This window comes from Streptomyces sp. NPDC002057 (assembly GCF_040296665.1).
GTDB lineage: Bacteria > Actinomycetota > Actinomycetes > Streptomycetales > Streptomycetaceae > Streptomyces.
The window spans coordinates 11,601-34,904 of sequence record NZ_JBEOXR010000050.1; the positions used below are offsets into that span (position 1 = coordinate 11,601).

The 23,304-nt window shown below is 70.3% G+C and carries 22 protein-coding genes; 12 read left to right on the forward strand and 10 right to left on the reverse strand.

What is annotated here, in order from left to right; all coding sequences use genetic code 11:
• The first annotated feature begins 386 nt into the window (after positions 1-386).
• Together ABT129_RS29750 and ABT129_RS29755 are read left to right on the forward strand one after the other, a co-directional pair.
• A complete protein-coding gene (locus ABT129_RS29750; RefSeq protein WP_351907761.1) occupies positions 387-1,619 on the forward strand; it encodes a ParA family protein in 1,233 nt (410 codons plus the stop codon).
• A complete protein-coding gene (locus tag ABT129_RS29755; protein ID WP_351907763.1) occupies positions 1,616-2,758 on the forward strand; it encodes a ParB/RepB/Spo0J family partition protein in 1,143 nt (380 codons plus the stop codon). Before ABT129_RS29750 ends, ABT129_RS29755 begins: the two co-directional genes overlap by 4 nt.
• 210 nt (positions 2,759-2,968) lie before the next feature.
• Here ABT129_RS29755 and ABT129_RS29760 read toward each other — a convergent pair whose 3' ends face one another.
• Positions 2,969-3,568, reverse strand: a complete 600-nt coding sequence (locus ABT129_RS29760; RefSeq protein ID WP_502981956.1) for a GNAT family N-acetyltransferase — start codon at positions 3,566-3,568, stop codon at positions 2,969-2,971.
• On the opposite strand from ABT129_RS29760, the gene ABT129_RS29765 reads away from it, so the two are divergent.
• From ABT129_RS29765 to ABT129_RS29775, 3 genes are all read left to right on the forward strand, one after another.
• Complete coding sequence (locus ABT129_RS29765) at positions 3,567-4,196, forward strand: hypothetical protein (protein ID WP_351907765.1); 630 nt, start codon at positions 3,567-3,569, stop codon at positions 4,194-4,196. The two genes, ABT129_RS29760 and ABT129_RS29765, sit on opposite strands and share 2 nt — an antisense overlap.
• 435 nt (positions 4,197-4,631) lie before the next feature.
• Complete coding sequence (locus ABT129_RS29770; protein ID WP_351907767.1) at positions 4,632-5,396, forward strand: maleylpyruvate isomerase family mycothiol-dependent enzyme; 765 nt, start codon at positions 4,632-4,634, stop codon at positions 5,394-5,396.
• A gap of 116 nt (positions 5,397-5,512) precedes the next feature.
• Positions 5,513-6,343 (forward strand): hypothetical protein, encoded by an 831-nt coding sequence (locus ABT129_RS29775; protein WP_351907769.1) that lies wholly within the window; start codon positions 5,513-5,515, stop codon positions 6,341-6,343.
• A gap of 138 nt (positions 6,344-6,481) precedes the next feature.
• Here ABT129_RS29775 and ABT129_RS29780 read toward each other — a convergent pair whose 3' ends face one another.
• Positions 6,482-7,198, reverse strand: coding sequence for an SMI1/KNR4 family protein (locus ABT129_RS29780; RefSeq protein WP_351907856.1), 717 nt, complete (start codon positions 7,196-7,198; stop codon positions 6,482-6,484).
• 265 nt (positions 7,199-7,463) lie between these two features.
• Positions 7,464-8,822: a tetratricopeptide repeat protein gene (locus tag ABT129_RS29785; protein ID WP_351907770.1), complete on the reverse strand. Its 1,359-nt coding sequence runs from the start codon at positions 8,820-8,822 to the stop codon at positions 7,464-7,466.
• A gap of 82 nt (positions 8,823-8,904) precedes the next feature.
• On the opposite strand from ABT129_RS29785, the gene ABT129_RS29790 reads away from it, so the two are divergent.
• Positions 8,905-9,408, forward strand: a complete 504-nt coding sequence (locus tag ABT129_RS29790) for a GNAT family N-acetyltransferase (RefSeq protein WP_351907772.1) — start codon at positions 8,905-8,907, stop codon at positions 9,406-9,408.
• A gap of 19 nt (positions 9,409-9,427) precedes the next feature.
• Here the strand turns inward: ABT129_RS29790 and ABT129_RS29795 are convergent, their stop codons facing one another.
• A complete protein-coding gene (locus tag ABT129_RS29795; RefSeq protein ID WP_502981958.1) occupies positions 9,428-9,904 on the reverse strand; it encodes a hypothetical protein in 477 nt (158 codons plus the stop codon).
• 861 nt (positions 9,905-10,765) lie between these two features.
• On the opposite strand from ABT129_RS29795, the gene ABT129_RS29800 reads away from it, so the two are divergent.
• Genes ABT129_RS29800 through ABT129_RS29810 form a run of 3 tightly spaced genes read left to right on the forward strand, consistent with a single transcriptional unit; the run spans position 10,766 to position 13,949 of the window.
• Positions 10,766-11,743: a bifunctional DNA primase/polymerase gene (locus ABT129_RS29800; protein ID WP_351907776.1), complete on the forward strand. Its 978-nt coding sequence runs from the start codon at positions 10,766-10,768 to the stop codon at positions 11,741-11,743.
• Entirely contained in the window at positions 11,740-13,578 is a 1,839-nt protein-coding gene (locus ABT129_RS29805; RefSeq protein ID WP_351907778.1) for a DNA primase family protein, read from the forward strand. The genes ABT129_RS29800 and ABT129_RS29805 overlap by 4 nt, the downstream gene beginning before the upstream one ends.
• Positions 13,575-13,949, forward strand: coding sequence for a DUF6009 family protein (locus ABT129_RS29810; RefSeq protein WP_351907780.1), 375 nt, complete (start codon positions 13,575-13,577; stop codon positions 13,947-13,949). Before ABT129_RS29805 ends, ABT129_RS29810 begins: the two co-directional genes overlap by 4 nt.
• 190 nt (positions 13,950-14,139) lie before the next feature.
• Here the strand turns inward: ABT129_RS29810 and ABT129_RS29815 are convergent, their stop codons facing one another.
• The 4 genes from ABT129_RS29815 to ABT129_RS29830 all read right to left on the reverse strand — a co-directional run bounded on the left by ABT129_RS29815 (position 14,140) and on the right by ABT129_RS29830 (position 15,980).
• Positions 14,140-14,397: a hypothetical protein gene (locus ABT129_RS29815; RefSeq protein WP_351907782.1), complete on the reverse strand. Its 258-nt coding sequence runs from the start codon at positions 14,395-14,397 to the stop codon at positions 14,140-14,142.
• Entirely contained in the window at positions 14,387-14,623 is a 237-nt protein-coding gene (locus tag ABT129_RS29820; RefSeq protein WP_351907784.1) for a hypothetical protein, read from the reverse strand. The genes ABT129_RS29815 and ABT129_RS29820 overlap by 11 nt, the downstream gene beginning before the upstream one ends.
• A 104-nt stretch (positions 14,624-14,727) precedes the next feature.
• Positions 14,728-15,321, reverse strand: coding sequence for an ankyrin repeat domain-containing protein (locus ABT129_RS29825; RefSeq protein WP_351907785.1), 594 nt, complete (start codon positions 15,319-15,321; stop codon positions 14,728-14,730).
• A gap of 101 nt (positions 15,322-15,422) precedes the next feature.
• Positions 15,423-15,980 (reverse strand): GlcG/HbpS family heme-binding protein, encoded by a 558-nt coding sequence (locus ABT129_RS29830; protein ID WP_351907787.1) that lies wholly within the window; start codon positions 15,978-15,980, stop codon positions 15,423-15,425.
• Between the two features lie 243 nt (positions 15,981-16,223).
• On the opposite strand from ABT129_RS29830, the gene ABT129_RS29835 reads away from it, so the two are divergent.
• Positions 16,224-17,540 carry a sensor histidine kinase gene (locus ABT129_RS29835; RefSeq protein ID WP_351907789.1) on the forward strand — a complete coding sequence of 439 codons (1,317 nt, stop codon included), beginning with the start codon at positions 16,224-16,226 and terminating at the stop codon, positions 17,538-17,540.
• A gap of 29 nt (positions 17,541-17,569) precedes the next feature.
• On the opposite strand, the gene ABT129_RS29840 is transcribed toward ABT129_RS29835, so the two are convergent.
• Positions 17,570-18,103 carry a VOC family protein gene (locus ABT129_RS29840; RefSeq protein ID WP_351907791.1) on the reverse strand — a complete coding sequence of 178 codons (534 nt, stop codon included), beginning with the start codon at positions 18,101-18,103 and terminating at the stop codon, positions 17,570-17,572.
• Between the two features lie 376 nt (positions 18,104-18,479).
• Here ABT129_RS29840 and ABT129_RS29845 point away from each other — a divergent pair, with 376 nt between their 5' ends.
• On the forward strand, positions 18,480-19,055 hold the full coding sequence (locus ABT129_RS29845) for a transcriptional regulator (protein ID WP_351907793.1): 576 nt from the start codon (positions 18,480-18,482) through the stop codon (positions 19,053-19,055).
• Positions 19,056-19,076: 21 nt separating this feature from the next.
• On the opposite strand, the gene ABT129_RS29850 is transcribed toward ABT129_RS29845, so the two are convergent.
• Positions 19,077-21,836 (reverse strand): DUF6185 family protein, encoded by a 2,760-nt coding sequence (locus ABT129_RS29850; protein ID WP_351907795.1) that lies wholly within the window; start codon positions 21,834-21,836, stop codon positions 19,077-19,079.
• 514 nt (positions 21,837-22,350) lie between these two features.
• On the opposite strand from ABT129_RS29850, the gene ABT129_RS29855 reads away from it, so the two are divergent.
• Positions 22,351-23,286 (forward strand): peptidoglycan-binding domain-containing protein, encoded by a 936-nt coding sequence (locus ABT129_RS29855; RefSeq protein WP_351907797.1) that lies wholly within the window; start codon positions 22,351-22,353, stop codon positions 23,284-23,286.
• Positions 23,287-23,304 lie beyond the last annotated feature (18 nt).

The following is a 23,304-nucleotide window of genomic DNA, read 5'->3' on the forward strand; positions in this document are numbered from 1 at the left end:
CCGGTTATGACCGCCGCTCGGGGCGGGGGCGTGGCTCAGCTCCATAACCGGGTTATGACGGCTACCCCGAGCCGCCGCCAGGCCCGCCTCCATAACCGGGTTATGACCAGCGCCCCGGACGGTCGACCGGCCCGCCTCCATAACCGGGTTATGACCGCCGCTCGGGGCGGGGCACCCGGCTCAGCTTCATAACCGGGTTATGAAGCCCACACCCCACGCGCAAGTTCAGGCCCTCGCGACGCATCGCGCCCCTGAAGGGAGCCCGTCCCGGGCCAGGGCTCAACTACGGCTTCATAACCGGGTTATGAAGAGCGCAGGTGACATTCGGCTGTGAACCTACCGTGTCGATGCTTGAATCGATCTTCAAGGTTAGTAAGGTGTCGTCCATGACTCAGCCCTCACCTGGCGACCGCGAGAAGGTCGTCTCGAAGCTCCCGGCCGAGCTGCAACGCGACCTGAAGGTTCGAAGCGCTCAGTACGGCATCGGCATCCAGCACGCCGTCGAAGCCGGCATCACCGCCTGGCGGGGGCTGGGATCCAATCTCCCCCCGATCGACACGGCAGGAGCGAAGTCCTTCTCCACCTTCCTTCCGGAAGGCCAGTGGGACGGCTTCCGCGCCGACTGCGGCGCCCGGGGCGTCTCCATCGTCCAAGGCCTCTCGCAGTCGGTCGCGCTCTGGCTGGAGAAGAACCCGGCACCCGCCGTGCTCCGGCCCCGGTACGTCCGACGCATCATCGTCTGCAACCAGAAGGGCGGCGTCGGCAAGACCGCCGTGGCCGCCGGTCTCGGCGAGGCGATGGCGGAGGACTCCGACCAGCTGCACATGGTCCGCATCTCCAAGCACCTGGCCGCCCTCATCGAGGAGACGACGGACGCCTTCGACCACGAGGAGCTCCCCGGCCTCGGACTGCGCGTGCTGCTGGTCGACTTCGACCCGCAGGGGCACATGACCAGCCAGCTCGGTCACACGTCGCTGCCGATCGAGGGCGACAGCCTGACCAAGCACATGTCCGGCGAGGCCAAGGGCCAGCTCCGGGACCTCATCGTGCAGGTCGACGACGAGCGGTTCGGCGACCGGCTGCACCTGCTTCCGGCCTGTACGGACGCGTTCCTCCTTGACGTGAAGCTGTCCGGCGTACGAGCCAGGGAGGCAGCTCTGGAGCGCGCCCTCAACGCCGTCGAGGGCGACTACGACGTGATCGTCGTGGACTGCCCGCCGAGCCTCGGCCTGAGCATGGACGCCGCCGCCCACTACGGGCGCCGGCGGGACGGCGAGGAGCCCGGCAGCTCCGGCATCCTCGTCATCGTCCAGGCCGAGGACAGCTCCGCCGACGCCTACGACCTCCTCACCTCCCAGCTGGAGGACCTCCGCACCGACATGGCCCTCGACCTCGACTACCTCGGCATCGTCGTCAACCAGTACGACGCCCGCCGCGGCTTCATCGCCACGTCGTCGCTGCAGGGCTGGATCGACATAAAGGATCCCCGCGTGGTCGGAGTCATCGGCGACCTGAAGGAACAGAAGGAGGCCGTACGCATGAAGAGGCCGCTCCTCGCCTACGCCCCGCGCTGCGACCAGGCCGTCGGCATGCGCGCACTCGCCAGGGAGATCTCATGAGCAAGGCCGACCTCCTCGGCGCGAGCAGCTCCTTCCAACGCGCCCGGCCCGTCAGCGCCCGTCGCGCCGCCATCGACCAGGCGACCAGCGCGCCCACCGATGGTGTCGCCGCGCCGACCGAGCTGCCCGTCCACGTCGTCAGCCTGAACCCGGACAACCCCCGGAGCGAACTCGGCGACCTGGCCGACCTGGCCAACAGCCTCCGGGACCACGGGCAGAAGACGGCCATCAGCATCATGACCCGCTTCGCCTACCTCCAGGCCAACCCCGGCCGCGAAGCGGATCTGGAGCCCGACACGCAGTACGTCGTCATCGACGGCAACTCCCGTCTCGCGGCGTCCCGTGAAGCAGGCCTCGGCACCCTCAAGGTCATGGTCGACGACGAGCTCGGAGCCGACCCCGACGGCGTCCTCGAATCCGCACTCGTCGCCAACATCCACCGCAGGGACCTGGACCCCCTGGACGAGGCCAAGGCACTCCAGAAGCTTCTCAAGCTGCACGGCACACAGGAGAAGCTGGCCGAGCGGCTCCACCGGACGCAGGCCTGGGTCTCCCAGCGCCTCGCGCTCCTGAACCTCACGCCCGAACTCCAACAGCGGCTGAAGGAGGGAACGGAGCAGGCCAAGCACCTGCGCCGGGTCGGGAACAAGAAGCCCGAGGACCAGGAGTCCCGCCTCGCCGAGATCAAGGCGCAGGAATCGGTGGCCAAGGAGGCGCAGAAGCAGGCCAGGAAGATCCGACCGGACACGGACCCGTCTTCCACCGGCCGGAGCGGCGGTCTTCATAACCCGGTTATGAAGACGTCCTCCGACGATCAGGACGCAGGGCAGCCCTCGTCGCCCTCCGGGGTTCATAACCCGGTTATGAACCCCGGCGTGGTGGCCGTGCCCGATCCGCGGTCGGCGCAGGCCTCCGACGAAGCCCTGCCCGCGCTGCGCAGCGACGGCAGGGCGCTCATGGACTTCGCGCGCGAGAACCTGGACGCCGACCAGCGGAGCGCCATGCTGCAGCGCTACTTCCAGCTCGCCTCGGGCGTCGACGAAGTGGCCGAGGACCTGGGCCGCGGCCTTCGGCCGAAGGACCGCCACGACCTCGCCCTGATCGTCCGAACGATCTCGGACGTGCTCAACAAGCCGTAGCAGCGCCGTCGTAAGGGCCGGCCTCCGAGAAGGAGGCCGGCCCTTACGCGTACCCCGAAGGCGACAAGGACCGAACCGCGCGGAAGAGCCGGAGGGGAAGACCGCCGACCGGACTGGAACAAGGCAACGGTGACGCGAGGCGAGGCGCGCGCCTTCGGCTTCGCCGGAGGGCCCGATTCGCCGGAGGGCCCGATCGACTCCCGTAGCCCCTCAGTCCTCGGGGTCGCGCAGGCCGACGCAGTCAAAGGCCCAGAAGGCCTCGGAGTAGACGAAGGTGCCCGTCATCCACGGCTCGTGAGCGGACAACCGGGCGACCTGAAAAGCGGCTTCGGGGATACGCAGCGACGGCGAACGGAAGCCCACCGCGCCTGCGGCCTCGAATCCGCGCGTGCCGTAGTAGTGCGGCGAACCCTCCAGGAACACCAACGGCACGCCCTGGCGGTCGGCCGCCTCCAGGGCGTGGGCGAGGAGCCGCGTACCGATGCCCTGACCCTGGAACTCCGGGACCACGCCCAGAGGTGACAGGGACAGGACGTCCACGATCCGGCGCGGAGCGTCCAACCGCGTCGCGCTCAGCAGGACATGCCCGACGACCCGGTCGTCCACGACGGCGACGAAGGACATCGGCGCCCAAGCGGCCTCCGCCACGCGCAGTGCCTCCACGAGACCGGGAACCCGGTCGCCGTCGCCGAAGGCGCGCGTATGAACCTCGCGCACGTCCCGGTGATCGTCAGTGGTCTCCTGCCGGATCACCACCCCGGCACAACTAGGAGTGATCCGGGAGCCTGCGGTCGCATCGTGTGACGTCATGGCGGCGAGCGTAGATGGCGGGGCGTCGCTCGTTCACCGGATGTGGGCAGCAGCGGTGGGGGAGTACGTGTGTTTGATCCCCACGGACACGACGGCCAAGATCATCTTTTGGAGCGCCCAGACCTCCGCACCAGTGGTCTGGCGAGCAATGGACAACGGGGAGTGCGGTTTTGAGGTCTCGAAACGGTTCGCGTGCAGTGGTGCGCTGGTGACGCTGGCGGACTTCGACACCGTCTTCAAGACCGAGGAGAGGTTCAAGCAGGCGCTTCCCGACCCGGCATCGATGGCTGGGTGGACCCCGCAGGACGCCAGCGCACGCATCGAGGAGGAGCCCGGGTCCGCGGAGCGGTGCGGTCCGGACACCGACTGGGAGTGCGCCAGAATCGCGCGCGGTGCTGCGAACTTCGAGGCAGCCGGCGAGGAGGCGCACTTCGCCATCACGGCCTTCGCGGACAGGAAGGCCGCCCAGGATGCCTGCCGCAAGGAGAAGGACTGGTCGGCCAAGTACACCAAGGCGCAGGTACCCCCCCGGTGCCCGGCGCCGAGAGCCACGCCTACTACCGCAACGTCGGGGGAGCGGACGGGCTCTTCCTCACCCTGTGCCCGGGCACGGTCGTCGCCGAGGTGACGTTGGAAGGGGACGGCAGCTCCCTGGACCCCGCCACGGCCCACTCCCTGGCGCAGGTCTTCGTCCTCCGCATCCAGAAGGCCGCCGCAGCATCCTGAACCCCACCGGGCCGTACACCCACGGATCGGTGTCCCTGACGCGCGTCGGCGGACACCGACGTGTCGGCCTCGGCCCACCACCCGCCGTCCCTGCAGGGTCAGAGAGGTCTGGCTGGGCGGCGACGGTCACCGCCGGGCGCCGAAGGCCCGGCGGGGGAGTGGGCCCCGTTTCCGTAGCGGGTCGAGGCCGCCGCGACCGTACATCTGACAGTTCGGCTTCTTACGGACGCGCAGTCTCCCAGACCCGGTTCACCGTGACTTGGAGCGCCCATCGGTAGACGTGCTGGACGGTCTTAATCGAGTGCGACAGCCGCGGCCCGGGTGGTACAAGGTCTGCGTGACTGATCATCTCTCCTTCCCCACCCTGCTGCGGATGATTGACGAGCGTTCCGCCGCGTTCCGCGCCGCCGTCGCCGCGGCCCCCAGCCTCGACGCCGCCGTCCCGTCCTGCCCGGGCTGGACGCTGTACGACCTGGCGAACCACCTCAGTGAGGGGGACCGCTTCTGGGCCTCCATCGTGCTGAACACCGCGCCGGGCGACGAACGGCCGAGCAAGGACGGCCTGGCGGCGCCCAGGGAGCGCGAGGAGCTCATAACCTGGCTGGCCGACTCTACGGAGCAGCTGCTCGCCGCTCTGCGCGAGGCCGGCCCGGACCGGGGCTGCTGGGCCTGGTGGGAGCCGCTGGCCTCGTCGCACACGGTGGCCGCCGTGGCCCGCCGCCGCGTCCCGGAATCGCTGATCCACACCTACGACGCCCAGCTGGCCTCCGGTACACCGCAGGAGCTGCCGGCGACCGAGGCGGGCGACGCCATCGAGGAGTTCCTCGCCACCGTCTGCACCGGCACGGTCCCGTGGCCGGGTGAGCCCGCCACCATGGACTACCACGCAGCCGAGGCCGGCTCCTGGCGCCAGACGGTGGACGCCGCCGGTTCCCGCTTCACCCGCCTCACCGCGGCGGAGGCCACCGGCAGCAAGCCCACCGCCGCCATCTACGGAACGGCGAGCGAGATGGCCCTGCTCATGTACATGCGCATCCCGGCCGACTCACTGCGGATCGAGGGCAACGCCGACCTGCTCCAGCAACTGCAGGACTGGGGCTAGGAGCGCCCGGTAGGAGGCGTGCTGGGCGGCCTTGGCGTTCTGGTCGGCCTGTCCGGCCAGACAAGCGCGCTCAGTAGTCGGTGGAGCTGAGCCACGCCGTCCCATACGGTCGGTTCATGATGATCAAAACGGGCGGCCCCCGCAGTCTCGGTGTCCCTTCCGCCGAGGCACGGTTGCGCTTCGATACGGAACTGCAGAAGCTCGGCGGCGGGCCGCGGCGCCGCTTGCTCATGGTCGACGACGAGCCTGCCTTCGAGCTCAGCTTCTCCTGCGGAACGTGCCCGCTCCTGTTCCGCCGGCTGGAGACCGCCCGCGAGAAGCTGTCGCTGGAGCGCATGCAGGAACGGCTCACCGGAGCGCTGGCCGAACCGGACGACGGCGGCGTGATCGATGCGTTCGGTGCGTTGCTGCCGGAAGGCGCGTACCTTCCGCTGCTCCTGGAGGTGGAACCCCGGCTGGTCATCCCCGGCAAGGAGGGCGACTACTTCAGCGGCGAACAGGTGACGACGTGGGGAATCGATCAGTTCTGGGGCCTTCCCGAATACCCGCACACCCCGTACTACCGGACCTTCGAGACCGCGGTCGACAAGGACGCCCACCTCTACGAGTTCGTCGTGCCCATGGTGCCCCCGACGTGGAACGAGCGGGAGCGCGTCGAAGAGTACGTCGCGCTCATGGAGCGGGAATCCGTCCCCACGGCTGTGGCGATCTCCACGCTGGACGTGTGCCGGCCTGCCATCGACCGTGGAGACGACTACTTCGCGCACTGGGGTCTGACCCACTTCCTCCTCGACGGCCACCACAAACTGGAAGCCGCCGCCACAGCGGGCCGGCCGGTGCGGCTCCTCTCGCTGCTGAGCCTGGGCGAAAGCCTGGCCGGAGCCGAAGACGCCGCCCGGCTGCCTGCCTTGCACGCGCAACCCCGCTCGGCCCGAGCGACCGGATAGTCGGCCCCTGCGCCCAACCACACGCTCATCGTGTCGACGACCCACCGCCGTGCCACGCCGGTGGTCAGCGTCAGGCGGGCCGGTGCTCTCAGCATCAGGCGGACCGGTGGTCAGCGTCAGCCGGGCCGGTGCTCGGCATCAGGCGGGCGGGTGTGCAGCGAGTTCCGCCTCCTGCAGCCAGTCGATGTACCAGCGAGTGAACGTGACCGGCTTCCCAGCCGGATCGAGGAGCGGACGGAGGTCGGCGTCGTCCGCCCGACAGTCGGACCAGACGGTGCCGCGGTAGGTACCGCTGATGATCAGCCACTCCCTCTGTGCGCATCCGAGGTGGGAGATCACGATGGCTCCGGCGGTGCGCTCGGGGGCGAACATCAGGGCTCCCCAACGTTCGTCCCATGCCTCGAAGGCGTCGTCGAAGTCCTCGACCTCGTCGAAGTCCTCGACCTCGTCGAAGTCCTCGACCTCGTCGAAGTCCTCTTCCTCAGGACGAACAGCGAGAAGCGCGTCGAGGTCATCGGGGTCCGGGCCGTGGTCGGGAAAGGGCCGAGCGAGCATGGACAGATCGGCCAGGTCCGCGCCGTCTCCCTCCCAACGCCAGCGCCCTTGCACGCGGCGAACGGGGAAGAGGCCGTACGCGGGGCCCGCCCCACCGGCCCCCACGGAGGTGAGGAAGCTGCGGTAGTCCTCCGGCAACACCACGCCGACCTGCGCTTCGAGTTCGGCAAGCCCGTCGTCCGTCAGAGGGTCTTCCAGGACCCACCCGTGCCCGAGCGAGCCGAACACCATGCCGCTCGACGGCAGGGCGCCCAACGCGACCACACGCTGACGGACCCCTCCCCACTGCTGATCAACCATGCCCAGACCGTACGTGAAGCCACTGACAGCGACCCCGGCCAGCTCGAAAAGCGCTGTACGGCCCACTGGCGGCCGATCGTGACGTCCCGCATCGGATCACACCAGGGTGCTCCGGAACGGCGCTCCAGGGCCCCATTCTGGCGGCCACTATTTCTGCCGTTCTGTTGAAATGCGCCAGCCATGGCCTGAAATCGTATAGGCAATCAACTTTTGATCGATCTAGCTATAATTTGACCATTTCTGCTGTCGGTCGGAGCTGAGGATGTCAGATCGAGGTTTCGACCGTGGGGGAGGCGTACGGCCAGACCGGAACGGACGGCTCACCTGCGCGCCGCTGGAGAAGCTCCACGGCTTCCTCGATCCGGCCGAGGGTGATGAGGTGGTCGGCCAGGAGGGTGGGGTGGTCGGCCCCATGGGGTTCGAGGACGGCGACGGCCTCCTCCGTCCGGCCGGCCTCGGCGAGCACATCGGAGAGAGCCCAGGCCGCGTACCAGCTGTCGCCCTCAGGGTGCCGGCGCGCCAGCCGAACGGCTTCGTCCAACCTTCCCAGGACAGCCATGAGCGGCAGCCGCAGCCTGAAGAACTCCCACTCCTCCGTGCCTCGGCGGCTTGTCCCGAGGGCGTCGAGGTAGGCCAAGCCGTCAACAGCGCGGCCGTGGTCGGCGTACAAGGTGCACAGCGTGCCGACGATCCAGTCGTCGGGGCCTCGGGTCGAGTCCGCGAGCGCCCGCATCACCTCGATCGCCTCGTCGCCCCGGCCGTGCCGGGCCAGAAGACGGGCCAGTTCTGACGCCAGGTGGACGCGGCACGCGGGGGAGTCGTCCGGCGGCCGATAGGCGGCGATCGCACCGTCCACGTCACCACGCTCCTCCAGCAACTCGGAGAGGCGCTGCGCGGCCAGCCCGTTGGGCTCGGTCGTCGCGTAGGCGCGCAGCTCCTCGATCCGCTCGTGCCGTGCCAGCAGATCCGCCAGCGCGTCACGGTTGTTGACGGAGGTGATCTGCCGGGAGCGCAGCAGAGCGACCGCCTCGTCGATACGGCTCTGACGCTCCCGGATCGTGGCGAGCAGACCGATGGCCGTGTCGGGGTCGAGCCCCCGACAGCACCACGGGTCCTCACACCGGTGCCCGGCGGGGATCCGTACGGCCAGCAGCACGGCGATCTCCTCGTCCCGGCCCGCCCCCTCGGCCAACTCGACCAGGGCGGAGGCCAGGCTCGGGTCCTCGATTCCGGCGATCAGCCGCGTGACCGCCTCGTCCCGGCGTCCGTGCCGGGCGAGCAGACGCGCGAGCAACTCCAGCCTGGAACCTCCGCTCCTGGCATACGGCCGGGCCAGCGCGATCGCCTCCTCCGCCCGCCCCCAGCCCTCCAGGAGCTCCACCTCGGCGCGGACAGCCGTCCACCAACCCGTGGCGACGTACGGAGCGAGGACCTCCAAGGACTCCTCCTGCCGGCCCCGGTCACCGAGCAACCGCGCCCACTGCAGCGCGCAGAACCACTCCCCGCCATCGGCCTGAAGCCGCACCACCTGTTCGTGGCCCAGTTCGAGGAGGCGGGAGACCACCAGCGGAGGGATGCAGCCCGAGAGGGTCCGGGCTCGGTGGTCAAGATCAGCGGCGTCCATGGCAGCGCACTCTAACCTCCGGGTCCGCGGTGGGGGAGCGGGTGCGGGACGGGGTTCCGGTGCGGACTGACAGCATGGGCTCATGGATGCCGCAGGAGGAGAGTGCGAGTTCGTCGTGCGCCGCGCGAGCGAGGCGGAGTGCGACGCGGTGGTCGTCATCGACTCCGTCGCGGCCGCAGGTGACGTCGGGCGACGAGCGAGCATCCGCAGGTGGTGCGAGCAGGGCCTGCTGGTCGTGGCCGAGGACGAGACCGGCCTGCTCGGCTACTGCGTGGTCGAGTACACCTTCTTCGAGCAGGGATTCGTCACGATGCTGATGGTTGCTCCCTCGGCCCGGGGCAGAGGCGTCGGCCATCGGTTGCTGGGCGACGTCGCCGCCTCGTGCACGACCCCGAAACTGTTCACCTCGACCAACGTCTCCAACCAGCCGATGCAGCGACTGCTGCATCGAGCAGGATGGAGCCCGGTCGGCCTTCTCCACGGCCTCGACGAGGGAGACCCCGAACTGTTCTACCTCTGCCGACCTCAGAACACAGACCACAAGGCACAGACCGGCGACCCCAGGTCCCCGAGATCGGATCCATGACCGAGGGCAGCGGTTCCGGTTACACCGCCGGATCCACGTTCCACGCTTCGGGCAGATCACTGTCACAGAAGACGCAGACGAAGCACTCCTCGCGCACGACGTTGTGCTCCTGGCAGACAGGGCAACGCCGGAAGACCACCTCATGGGTGAAGCCGGACGGATGCCCGAGTCCCGCACGGTCCAGGGCGAGGTCCACGGCCTCCCAGGACCCGGCGTCCGGGCAGTACCCGGTGGAGTGGTTGCTGACGTCGCTCACGGTCCATCGGCCCCCTTCGCGACTGAAGCCGATCTCCCCGGCGCTCAGCACATGCCCGCCGCCGGCACACACCACGTGCTCGCTCCTCCGTGGAGCCAGCAACAGCTCACCCTCCGCGCAGACGACGAAGGTGAACGGCTCGGCCAACTCCTGCGAGGACCGCCCAGCAACCCAGACCTCGAAGTCGGCCGCCGAGCCGACCCGAAAGCCCCCACTGCCCGGCCGGACCAGGGCCCTCAGCTCAACTGGCCCGACGTACCGGTATCGCCGCCCCCACCCGCTCACACGAGCCAACCTAGGGCACTTCCCGGACTCCCCACCCACGCCCTGGCCCGTGCCCGGTCCCTCCGCCCTGGTCCCTCCCCGGGGCTCAGAGGGTCCGGTCCCTGAGCCCCAGCCGGGCGGACGCAGGGTCTCAGGGTCCGAGGGCCTCAAGTCCCTGAACGGTCCCTCCGTTCAGTCCCTGGGTGTTTTGCCTGGTCAGAGCGGTTTCTGCTCTCTGTGGAGGGACTGAAGGGACTCAACTCTCTAGTTATGAGCTGTACTCACGTGTTCTTGTACGCGCGCGCATACAAATACTGTCTAGATAGCTCATAATTAGAGAGTTGAGTCCCTTCAGTCCCTGATTCAGGGCTCACAAGCCTGTGACCAGGCAAAACACCTCAGGGACCGACAGTCCCTGAGACCCTCGGCCGGACCCTCCCGCCGGTCCCTCCCGTTTGGGTCCCTCCACGCCCCCCCCGGGCAGGGACCGAAGTCCGGCACCCTCCAGCGCCCACTCCGGCCGCGAAGGACATCTGTCCCAAAGAAGAGAAAAGGCCCAGGCCTTCTCAAAGCGGCAAGGGACTCAAGGGACCGAGAAGCTGATGCAGCGCCACCGCGCGCGTGGCTCCTGCGGGATCGGAGGGAGATCCGTTCTACACTTCCGAATCAGAGTCCCTTCGGTCCCTTGGCGGGCCCCGCAGGGACCGGCGTCGACCCTGAGGGATGAGGACAGTTCACGTGCGGAGCCCGGAAGCCCCTCGGCCTGCCCAGGCCAGGCGTGGCACTCCGCACGCCGTCGCGCGCTGGTGCGCCGAGCAGGGCTGGCCGGTCCATCCGTTGACTCCGGGACGCAAGACACCGACCGCCAACTGCGAGGCGTGCCGTACCCGGAGCCACGACCCGAAGACCTGCCGCTGCCCGGCGGAGGGCAGGCCCTGCCACGGTTTCCACGCGGCGACCACGGAACCCCGCCTCATTGACGCCTGGTGGACCGCCGCTCCGGCCGCGGGCATCGGCGTCGCCTGTGGTCCGGCCGACCTGGTGGTCATCGACATCGACGCGCACACCGCCGAAGTACCGGACAGAAGCCGGCTGCTCCCGGGCATCCCCATCCACGACTCGGTCGACCTGGCCGGCCTGGCCTCGGGCTTCGACACCCTGGCGCTCCTCGCCGCCTACCGGGGACAGCCGAACCCCGCCGACGACACGACCACACTGCGGGTACGGACCCCCTCGGGCGGACTCCACGTCTGGTACCGCAATCCCGAGCCGACGGCGAAGTACCGTTGCTCGACGGGCTCAAGCCCCAAGGTCGCCCTCGCCTGGCAGGTCGACGTACGAGCGGAGGGCGGCTACATCGTCGTCCCCACCACCCGGACCCCCGAAGGGCGTTACGAGGCCCAGGGACCGACCCGTCTACCGGCCCCGCTGCCGGACTGGCTGAAGGCCGAGCTGATCCGGACCGGACACCTGATCCACCCCACCGCCGCAACCCGAACCGTGCCCGCGCCCCCGGTACGCCGCCGCCGGAGAGCCGCAGGCGCCCGCCGCCTCCTCGACCCCCTGCTGAGCGAGGTCGCCCACTGCGCGGCCGCTCAGGAGGGGATGTCCTTCACCGAGAAGCTCAACCGCGCCGCCTACACCGCAGGCGGCCTGGTGGCAGCCGGCCACCTCGACAACGACACGGTACGGAGCGAACTCCAGGAGATAGCCGACCAGGCCCGCCCCGGGAACTCCCGCCGCAGCACGCAGATCATCGACGACGGCCTGACCGCTGGTGCCAGGCGGCCGCTCCACCCCGAAGGACGATCATGAGCAGGGCCGAAGACATGCCTCGCTTCGACGCGGATGCCGCTGCTCAGCAGATGCTGGCGTTCACCCAGGACGACCCCGCGGTGACGCTGCCGGCCCAGAGCCCGGCGGTGACCCAAGGCCCAGCCCCAGCCATTACCCAAGGCCCAGCCCAAGCCCAAGCCCAAGCCCCGGCCGTGGCCCCAGCCCAAGGCCACGGCTCAGCCCTGCCCCCACCCCCCAACGGAACCCACCCCACGCCCCCACCCCCCAACACCCCCGCCCCCTGGAACACCCCCACCCTCCTGCCCCCCTCCCTCACGGACCGGGGCAACGCACGCCTGTTCGTCCAGCTCTACCGTGACCAGTTCCGGCACGTGGAGGGCCTGGGCTGGCACTCCTGGGACGGCTACCGCTGGAAGCGGGTCGGGGGAGAGAAGGCGGCCCTCTGGGCTGCGGGCGAGATGGCCGAGGACATGGCCGACACCGACCCGCGCGGCATCCACAGCAACAGGGAAATCGCCCACCACAAGAAGCGCACCCTGTCGACCACCGGCATGAAGGCCCTCCTCGTCCAGGCGAAGGCCTCGCCCGACATGTCCGTGGACCCCGACACCCTCGACGGCGACCCCTACGCCCTGTGCACCCCCGCCGGGGTCGTCGACCTGCGTACCGGCCAGATGCACAAGGCCGACCCCGCGCGCGACTTCCACTCCCGGGCCACCAGCGTCGCCCCCCAGCCCATGCCCGCGCCCCGCTGGCAGCTCTTCCTCACCGACACCTTCGGAGACGACGCCGAGGGCAAGGAGATGATCGACTTCCTGCACCTGCTCCTCGGCTACTCCATCACCGGAGACGTCGGGGCCCAGGTGCTGCCCTTCCTCCACGGAGAGGGCAAGAACGGCAAGAGCGTCCTGCTCGACACCATGATCCAGATCCTCGGGGACTACGCCGACGCCGCCCCGCCCGGCTTCCTCATGGACCGGGGAGCCTTCAGCGAGCACTCCACCGAGCTCACGGAACTCCACGGCCGCCGCCTGATCGTCTGCTCCGAACTCAAGCCCAACGACAAGTTCGACGAGGCACGCGTCCGCCTGCTCACCGGCGGGGACAAGATCAAGGCCCGTCGCATGAGGCAGGACTACTTCTCCTTCACGCCCACCCACCACCTCTGGCTCCTCGGCAACCACCGGCCCGAGGTCACCACCGGAGGCTTCGCCTTCTGGCGCCGCATCCGCCTGATCCCCTTCACCCGCACCGTCTCCGAGGGACGGCGCATCGACAACCTCGCCTCCGAACTCGTCCGCGACGAGGGCCCCGGCATCCTGCACTGGCTCATCGAAGGAGCCGGCCGCTACCTCGCCACCCGCGACTCCCTCGAAGGACCCGGCCGCGTACGCCTCGCCACCAGCGCGTACGCCACCACCGAGGACCACATCGGCCGCTTCCTCACCGAATGCTGCACCCGGGCCGACGACCCCGGCGAACTCCGCGTCGAACAGGGCCTGCTCTACGCCGAGTACAGCTCCTGGTGTCTCGCGGGCGAGGGAATCCGGCCCGCCACTCCCCGCGCCTTCGCCACGCGCGTCCGGCAGGAGGCGGGCCTCGCCTCACCCGCAGACATGATCAAGTCCAACGGCCGCAAGTACTACCCGGGCCTCGCGCTGCTCACGGACACCCCCGACCCGGCCCCCTCAGCCCCACCCCCCACACCTCACGGCGACGGCGCGCTACACCACGGGCGGCCGTACGATGAAAATCCGGCACGGGGCCCGGTACCGTCTGCGGGCACCCCCCGCCCCCCGCGCCAGGCCTCAGCCGGCCAGGCGGACACGACCAAGGAAGGGCTGCAGCCATGAGCTCGCTGTTGACCGAAAGCGATCTCATCCACGAGGCGGACATCGTGTGGCTGGAGAACACGGACGGTCTCGACTACGTCCGTCAGGCCCTCGACAAGACCAGGCGGCGCAACACCCGCCCGCCCTACCTCCGCGACGGCCGCATGGTCGGCTACGCCCTCCTCGGCAGCACGGCCGAATCCGACCCCGACAGCGGCCTGTACAAGCGCAGGGTCTTCTTCCTCCTGCCGCACGACCGGGACAGCGACCCCGACGGCGTCTACCAGGAAGGCGCCCCCGGCGAAGCCGTGGACCCCCGTACGGTCGCCCCCAGACACCCCGGCGCCAAGACCACCCGCTCGCAGCGCGGCCCCGCAGCCATGTCCGCCTGACCGGACACCACAGCACTCACCAGCCCGCGCCCACCGGCCCGCGCACCCAACCCCAATAGCGGCACGCACACAGCAACACAGCACGCCAGACGGCCGCACAGCCGCACAGCCGCACACAGCCCAAGAGACAGCCCAAGACAGCACCGCGCCCCGGACCCCAACCGGGATCCGGGGCGCCTCCACACGCTGCTCAGGCCTCGACGTACGCCACGATCGTGATCTGGCGAAGGGCGGTCACGAAGTAGATCACCCGTACGCCGTCGACGTCGTCCACGTAGTCGCGCAGCAGGCTGTCCGGCACCGGAGTGCCGAGCTCCGGGTTGACGCTGATCGCGACGACGACACGGTCCAGGCGGTGCGTCTCGGAGGCCGTCAGCTTGGCGAGCTGGCTCAGGGCGGGCTCCACCAGGACGACCTGGGACCGCCGCGGTCCGTGCTCAGGCGACACGGGACTGCTCTCCGGCGAGGCGCTCCAGATGGGCGTCGCGGGCGTCCTCCCACAGCACACCGGACTCCGCGGCCGGGTAACCGCGCGCGGCGATGTCCTCCAGGACCGAGGCGAGGACGTCGACCTTCGCGCGCTGGTCGGCGGCGTACGCGCGGACGGAGGCGGCACCGTGCTCGTCGAGGGGCTGACGGTCGGGCACGGGCGCGGTGGCCGGCTGCTGGCTCATCCGGGGCTCCCTGGGGGTGTCGCTGGCGTGTGCCACCACGGTATCGCCGAGCCCGGCGCCCCGGGCACGATCCGAACTCCCCGCCCTTCACCCCCCACCGCTCCTCATACGGCCCTGAGCAGTGCCGCGATCGCGTCGAAGCCGCGGCGCTCCGCGTGCAGCAGGGGAGTGGCACCGTCGGTGTCCGCGAGGTGGGGGTCGGCTCCGGCGGCGAGGAGCAGTTCCACGACCTCTTGGTGCGCCCGGCCTCCGTCGCCGAGGATGACGGCCTCCAACAGGGCGGTCCAGCCGAGGTCGTTGACGTGGTCGACGTCGATGTCGGTCTCCCGAAGCACCGCCCGTACGTACGCGACATGGCCACGCTCACTCGCGGGGATGATCGAGATGCCACCGAAGCGGTTGCGCAGGGTCAGGTCGGGGCCCGCGGCCAGCAGGGTACGCATCATCTCGACGTTGCCGGTCACGCCGGTGACGAGCCAGGCGCTGTCGTGGCGGCGGTCCTGGGCGTCGGGGTCGGCTCCGGCCGCGACCAGGACCCGGGCGGCCTCCACGTGACCGCCGAGCGAGGCGAGCAGCAGCGGGGAGCGCAGTTCCTCGTCGCGGGCCTCCACGGAGGCTCCCGCGTCGAGGGCGGCACGGACGTCGTGGGCGTCGCCCCGGCGGGCGGCCGTCAGCAGCAGGCGGTTGTGGTCACGCATCTGGGTCCTCCATGTCTGTCCGTACGAGGCATCCGGCGGCACCGGTACGAGCCGGCGGCACCCGTACGGGGGGACGGGTGCCGCCGGTGTCTGAGGGGCTCCTACTTGGTGAGGGTGGCGACGCCGGCCTGGGCGAACTTCTCGTCGAGGTCGCCGGAGGGGGCGCCGGCGACGCCGATGCCGGCGATGGGGGCGCCCTTGGCGGTGACGGGGGCTCCGCCGGCGAGGAAGAGGGTGCCGGGGATGTCCTTGAGGGTGGGGGCGTTGGTGAGGCGCTTGGCGAGTTCGGAGGTGGGGGCGTTCCAGGAGACGGCCGTGTAGGCCTTCTTCTCGGCGGACTCGTAGGACTGGGGGCCGGCGCCGTCGCCGCGGAGGGTGACGAGGGTGTTGCCGTTGCGGTCGACGACGGCGACGGAGACGCGCTGGTTCTCCTTCTCGGCGGCGTCCAGCGTGGCCCGCGCGGCCTTCGTCGCGGCCTCGATCGTCAGGTGCGTCGACTGCTGGAGGTTGCCGTTCCCGGCGTCGGCACGGACCGCGGCGGCGGGCGCCGCGGCCGGAGTGGCCGCGTTGGCGGAGACGGCTCCGAAGGTACCGGCGGCGAGGGCGGCGGCAGCGACGGTTCCGGTCAGGACGCGGGTGCGCAGGGACAGCTTCTTCATGGTCATCGGCTCCTTGGGTCTCGCCCCCTGGGGGGCCGGGAAGCTCTGCGTTCCCGCTCCGCACTCCATCCTGGTGCTGGTCAGGGCCGTGAACGGTCGACCTGGAGGCTCCGCCCGGCGCCCTCGACGGAGGACACGGGGGTCAACCGATCGGTTGATATGGAGGAGATCATTCCGGATAGCCTGATCCCGGAATCAGGCCGGCGGCGAGGAGCGAGCGGTGCGGAGGAGCGAGCGGTGCGGATGAACGAGCGGTCGCCCATCGACACGCAGCTGGAGAGGGAGGCGGCCGACCCCGACCCCGACGCCGGCTGGCTCGCGACCGTCATGCACGTGGCGTTCTTCGTCCTCCTCTGCTCGTCACTGACCCGGTACCTGATCGTCCACCCCGGTGCCCGTGCCACTCCCTGGGTGATCGCCCTCGCCGTAACGCTGGCCCTGTTGTACGTACTGGGCCCGGTCCTCGGCCCAGGAAACGCCCCCGCACTCACCGCACCCACACCGAGGCCACCCGGGGCACCCAGGCCACCCGGGTCTCATCGACCCCCACCCCCACTTCCACCCCCACCCGTCACGACGGCCGCCGGCTTCTGGCTGGCGGCCGTCATCGGGGTCTGGCTCACCCTGGTGATCCTCGCGCCGAGCTTCGCCATGTGCGCGGTGCCGCTCTTCTACACCGCGATGCGTTCGCTGCGTACCCGGTCGGCGATCATCCTCGTCACCCTGATCACGGCCTTCGTCGTGGTCGCGCAGGTGAAACTGCGGCTGCGTTTCGGCTTCGACCCGAGCCTGATGCTCGGGCCGCCGACCGTCGCCGCGCTCGCCACAGCGGTGTTCCTCCACGCCCAGCGCCAAGCCGCACGGCTGCAGGCCGTCATCACCGACCTGATCCGTACCCGGCGGGAGCTGGCCGCGATCGAGCGCCGCGAGGGCACCCTGGCCGAGCGCCAGCGGCTCTCCATGGAGAGCCACGACACCCTGGCGCAGGGCCTGTCCAGCCAGCAGATGCTGCTGCAGGCCGCCGACCGGCTCTGGGACAGCGACCCGGCGGCGGCCCGTCGCCATGTCCGTACCGCCGAGTCCATCGCCGAGCACAACCTCGCCGAGGCCCGCCGTTTCGTGCACGACCTGGCGCCCGCCGACCTCGCCGACGGCATCGCCCTCGACGACGCGCTGCGTACCCTCGCCGAACGGGAGGCGTCCGACACGCTCCGGGTCCACGTCCACCAGGACGGCACCCCCGTCACGGCGCTGCCCGAACGGGTCCAGTCGGCGCTGCTGCGGATCGCGCAGGGCGCCCTCGCCAACATCCGCGAACACGCCGATGCGACCACCGCCGCCCTGACCCTCACGTACCTCGACGACCAGGTGGTCCTCGACATCGCCGACGACGGCCGGGGCTTCGACCCGGTCGAGAAGCCGGGCGGCGTACGGGGCCACGGACTGCCCGCGATGCGTGCGCGGGCGCGGCAGCTCGGCGGCACCCTCACCGTCGAATCGACACCCGGTGAGGGCACGGTGCTCTCCGCCGCGATCCCCGTGTCCCCACCAGGGCCGTGAGGCAGCGACGCGCGGCGCGCGGTGCCGGGTCAGCCGGTCGTCCTGACGGGTGCGCTGCTGCGTCCGCGGGCTCGACCGCTGAGCTCGGCGTCGAGCGTCTCCTGAGCCACGCGCATGCCCTCGGCGTACGCGGGCTCCTGCAGCCGCTTCCACATCTCCTCCTCGGTGGGGTGCTCGACGCAGCAGGTCACCCACCAGATGTTGCCGAAGGGGTCCTTGATGCGCCCGCCGCGCTGTCCGAAGGCGTTGTCGGACAGGGCGGTGACGACCTGGCCGCCGGCGGCCAGGGCTCGCGAGAACGCCTCGTCGGCGTCGGCGACGAACACGCGCAGCAGGCTCGGCAGGGCGGGCCAGTCCGCCTGTCGGTCGAAGGCCAGCACGACGGTGTCGCCGACCCGGATCTCGCCGTGACCGATCGCGCCGTCCTCGGTCGCCACCCGAGCGAGCTCCTCGCCTTCGAACGCCTGGGCCACGAAGTCGAGAAAGGCCCCCGTGTCGTCGGTGACGACCCAGGGTGCGACGCTGGTGTAGCCCTCCGGTGCGGCGCTGGTCTGCTCAGGCATGGTTGCGGTCCTTTCGCTGAGGTCGACGTCCACCACCGACGCTAGGCAGGAACTAGGTCAAATCCTGTCCTAGACGGCCACTGACCGCAGCCCCGGTCCTCCCGCAGCCCCGGTCCTCCCGCAGCCCCGGCCCACCCGCAGCCCCGGCCCACCCCACAGACGCCGGTCCTCCCGCAGATCCGCCCGGCCCGATGCCGGTCGGAAATGACTCACTGAAGCGGTCGACACATTCCGGGATCAGGAACGGGTGAATTCCCCTTCTGTACGGGTGTTCTGACACGTCCTTCAGGGAATGGGCCCCGGTTGATCTGGTATTTTGGTGATGTCGTTTAGGTTCTGATGCCGATGGTGCAGCGCATGGGGGAGGGGGTGGGTTGTGCCGGAGCGGATTAACGAGTTCGGGAAGTTCGGGGCGCGTGGAATCAAGGGGCATGAGCTCGTCGCCCGCCAGCTGGACGATCTGGCGGGTTTCGTGGCGACGCCCGTCCAGCAGCGCCGTGGACTCATGGCCCGGCTCAACTACCTGACCCGGAGCGAGCACGCCCGCAACGCGGCCCGTGAGGCCGGCCTGACCGTCACCGACCGGACCCTCAAGGCATGGACCGAGGGGAAGCGTTCTCCGTCGCGCAAGAATCTGGAGCGCATCGAGACCGCGTATCGGACGGTGCGGCGCCATAATGTGGCCCGGTACCTTTTGAGCCGATTGAACCGGCGGGGCCGTGGCACGCGGGTGGAGTTCCATCCGCTGAGCCAGTCCCAGGTCGCTCGCCCATTCCAAAGGGTCGTGGAATACCGGCATCTGAACGTGCGTCGGTGGGACGGAATTGTCGGGGCCTGGGTGGACCACGATTACAGCCGCCTGGACGACGTCTGGGTCAGCGAAGTGGTCCAGGACCTCGGGTCCCAGTGGGGTCAGTACGAGTACGTCTCCAACATCGGCTTCTCGGCCTGACCCGGCACCGGGGAGCGGGCCCTACCCCTTCGGCTCCGGCGGCTGCGGAGCGGAGTCGGGTTCGGCGAGGAACTGCCAGATGCTGATCATGGCGACGATCTGCGCGATGAGATAGGCGAACTGCAGCGAGTAGTAGCGCATCTGGTAGACCGACAGCAGAAGTCCCATGCGGCTCTGCCAGTAGCGGCGCTCGGTGCGGAAGGTGTCGAGGTCCATTGCGATGGCGGTGACCGTCAGGACGAAGAGCATCGTCGACACCGCGAGCGCTATGCCCGCGGTGCTCTCGTCCGTGAAGTGCAGGACAAGCCCGTCGGCCGCGGCGGGCAGCGCGAACGCGAGTGTCACCGGCAGGGCCTTCGCCGCCCCCCGCTGCCCGGGGAGCCGGCGCCACAGGGCACCGAGGACGAAGGCGGCTCCGGTCCAGGTCGCCATCCAGCCGACGAGCGCGAGGAGGAGGCTGGGGACGCCGAACTGGTCGGAGAGGTTCCCGGCCCAGCCCTCCCCACGGATGTGCCAGACCCAGATCATGAGGAAGGACGCGGGCGCCGCCGGGATCAGGGACAGGCGGGCGCAGCGGCTGCCGTTGGCCCACCAGGTGTCCCTCGGTCCCAGTGCGAGGGCCGCGTCCACCACGGAGATCTTCGCCGGGAGCCGGTCCGCGACCCCCGGCGGGGCCGGGGGCAGGTCGTGCAGGTCGCTGAGGCGGCGTTCGAGGTTGCTGCGCTTCGGCGGCACGTCGCCGAACATGCCCTGGTCGAGGCGGCGCAGCTCCGCGTGGATCTCACGGTAGGAGCGGGACTTGTCGAGGAGCGTCGCCCGGCCGGCCGCGCCTGCCACCGTGGCCAGTGGGCGCCCCGAGCCTTCGAGGGGCTGGGAGAGGGCGGAGCGCCCGACGAAGGGCGCCACGAACCCGTACAGCGCCAGCATGCCGAGCAACTGCCACAGCACGGAGATCGTGCCGAAGCCGGCGACGAACCCGCCGGGAAGCGTCACCACCACTCCGAAGAAGGTGACGAAGAGCAGCCGGTCGGCCGGTTCTTCGAGCGGGGACACGGCGGTCGCCGAGCGCCAGGCGCGCAGGACGGCGAGCATCGCCACGGCCGTGAGCAGCCACAGGTACGAGGAGAGCCAGTCCTGGGCCCGGGGTACGGAGAACAGGGACTCCCACACGAAGTTGTTCCAGTGGTCGCGACCGTACTGGGGGACGGAGCGGTCGCTCAGCCAGGAAGCCCGTTGCCAGGCGCGTTCCTCGGTGAGGGTGAAGAAGGCCGATACGAGGATGGTCCAGGCGAGGACGGCCGGACCGGCGACGCGGAGTCTCAGGACCCGGTCGTTCCCGGGGAAGCGGCGACTCCCGGGCAGCAGGCCTCCGTCCGTCGCCAGGCGCCAGGCGGCGGCGGCCCACGCGAGCGAGCACAGGGCGAAGAGGCAGACGGACGCGGTCGTCTCGGCCGCGAGCGCGAGACCGGACGCCCCGAGGAGCGCCTCGCTCCGCAGCTCGAACGTGCCGGGCACCGCCGCCACCAGCAAGGGCGGCACCGTGAGGCAGCCGAGCGCCGCCCAGACCCGACGGGTCGGTCGCGCCGAGGCGAGCAGCACGGCCACGAAGGCGAGGGCGAAGCCGTGGTCACGGAGGGCCAGATCGTTCTGCCAGAAGGCGCCGTCGCGCAGCTCCTCCCCGTACTGCGTGAGCACCGCTCTGCCGTCGATCAGCAGGCTGAGGAAGAAGGACGCCACAGCCCACTGGGCGAGGTTCCGCAGCGTGCGGTCCTGCCGGGCCGTGGGAGCCGTCGACCGCCGACGGTAGAGGACCACCCCGTAGAGCAGAAGGGCACTGGTGACGACGCCGGAGACGATGTAGCCGCTGCGGTCGAGGAGCGCGACGAGCGGGCGATTGTCCCGGGCGCCCAAGGAGCGCTGCCAGGAAGGCTTGAGCCGTACGGACACCGCAGGGACGGGCTTGGTCGCGGGCGCCTTCGCCGCTGCCTTCTGCTTTCCCTTCTCCGCAGTCTCCTTGTCGGCGGGCTCCTTGTCGTCAGTCCCTTTGTCGGCGGTCCCCGTGTCGGCGGTCCCTTTCTCGACCGCCGGCTTCTTGGTGGCCGTACCCTTCGTCGGCTTCTTGGCCGCCGGCTTCTTGGTCGGCGCCGGCGCCGGATGCCACAGCAGTGCCGTGGCGCCCTCGCCCCCGTCGGGCATCGGCGTCGCGGTCTCGGCGCCCGGGCCGCCGGGGTCCACCTTGATCTCGGTCCAGCGCGCGCCGGCGAGGGCGCGGGGCACGTCGAGCCCGATCGTCCACCGGTCATCGGCCGCGCGCACCCTCCAGACGCCGGCGTGGACGGTGTCCTGCACATTGACCCAGGTGTGTGTCCGGTCGACGACCGTCACACCGCCGTCCTTCTCCGCCGTCACCTCGGGCGGGCCGTCGCGCCACTCGGACCAGAGCCGGTGCTGACCGACCTGCGGACGGGTGATGCAGGCCATCGCCCGGATGTACTCGGGGCTTTCCTCACTCAGTAACAGGTTCCTGGCGAAGGGCCAGGCGGCGGGCACCTCCACGCGCAGCTCGGACCGCACCTTCGTGGACGTACGGTTCCCGTGCTCCAGCAGCACCCAGGTGCTGACGCGTGCCGTGGCGAGCTTCGTGGACCGGCAGTCGTCCACCGGGGCGGAAGCCACCGGGGCGGACGTCGCCGGTGGCGCGGCGGCGAGCAGCAGCATGAGGAGCAGGAACAGGACGGCCGCCGACCGCCCCGGCGCGCACCCGCCGAATGTCCCCGTCACGGCACGCACGACACGGCTACGACCGCTCAACAGAGCTTCCCCCTAGGAATTCCGCGAACGCCATGATGACGCACGCGCCCCCGGCGGGACAGCCTTGCCCGCGTACCGGACCGCCGGCGGCGGGCGGCGGGCGACCCGAGGTGGGTGGCTGGGCTCGGGAGCTGTGACGCGGCGGGAGGTGTGGCGACAGCGGGGTGTGTCACGCTCCGACGCCGGTTCCCCGTGCGGCGGGGAGACGAGGGCTCGGACGGTCAAAAAGCTGAGGGAACGGCAGGAAAATTCAACTCCTTTGCGCTCAATGCGACATGAGGAGGCGCTCCGAATGCCTCGCGAACGTGACGCGCGTCACTTATTAAGTGTTGTTTAAGAATCAACGTCGCGAGTGTCACCTTTTCAAGCGATTTCACCGCAGTTGACGCCCGCCTTGAACGTCGGTCAAATTCTCCTCGGTTCCACCCCGCATCTTCGCGATCTCGCCGTATCGACCACGGTTTCACCTCATCTGGAGCACTTGATGCGCGACAGGACTGCCCTGACCACAGCAGTCACCTCCGGCGCCCGTGAAACGGCGCCGCCCCCCGCTCAGGGCAACCGTGTCTTCGGAAAGGTCGCGGGGCTCGGCGGCGACGGCCCGGGCGCGCGAGAGCAGGACGTCGAGCTCTTCGACTCCACGCTGAGCGTGCCGAAGGCCACGGGGGAGACCGGCTCTCACGGGCGTCACAAGGCGGGGAAGCCCCGGTACGTACGCAAGTCGTCCCGGTCGCGCAGGGCGCCGAGGAAACCGAGCCGCGAGAGACAGGTCGGCATGTCGCTCCCGCTCCTGCTCTCAGGCGCTCTCGCGGCCGGGATCGGGCTGACGGTCGGTCTCACCTCGGGCCTGCACAGGACGTCCCCGGACAGCGTGACCCTCACGATGCCCGACCTCCCGTCGCCCAGCGCGACCCCGGAGACCGAGCCGCCGGCCACGACACCCCCGGCCACGAAGCCGACGACCACCCGGCGGACTTCCACCCGGACCACGGCGCTCGCGGCCCCGACGACATCGGCTCCGCCCTCCGGCCGCCCCTCCCGGCAGCCGCCGCCCACGTCCACAACCACGCCCCCGACCACGCACGAGCCGAAGCGGTCGCCGACCCGTGGTTCCCAGCGGCCCGAGCAGCCGGACGAGGGACTCCTCCGGCTCGGCAGCACCGGCCCGGAGGTCGAGGACCTCCAGCGCCGACTCCAACAGCTGTACCTGTACCTCGGGGTGGCGGACGGGATGTTCGGCGAGGCGGTGGAGGTGGCCCTCAGCCGCTACCAGGCCGCCCGCAACATCCCGGAGAAGTGGGGCGTCTACGGCCCACTGACCCGAGCGGCGCTCCGAGCGGAGACCGACCGGGACGACCGCGAGGACCACGACGACCGGGACGACTGGGGCGACCGCGACGACTGGCACTGGGACGACTGACCCACCACGCCGCTCCAC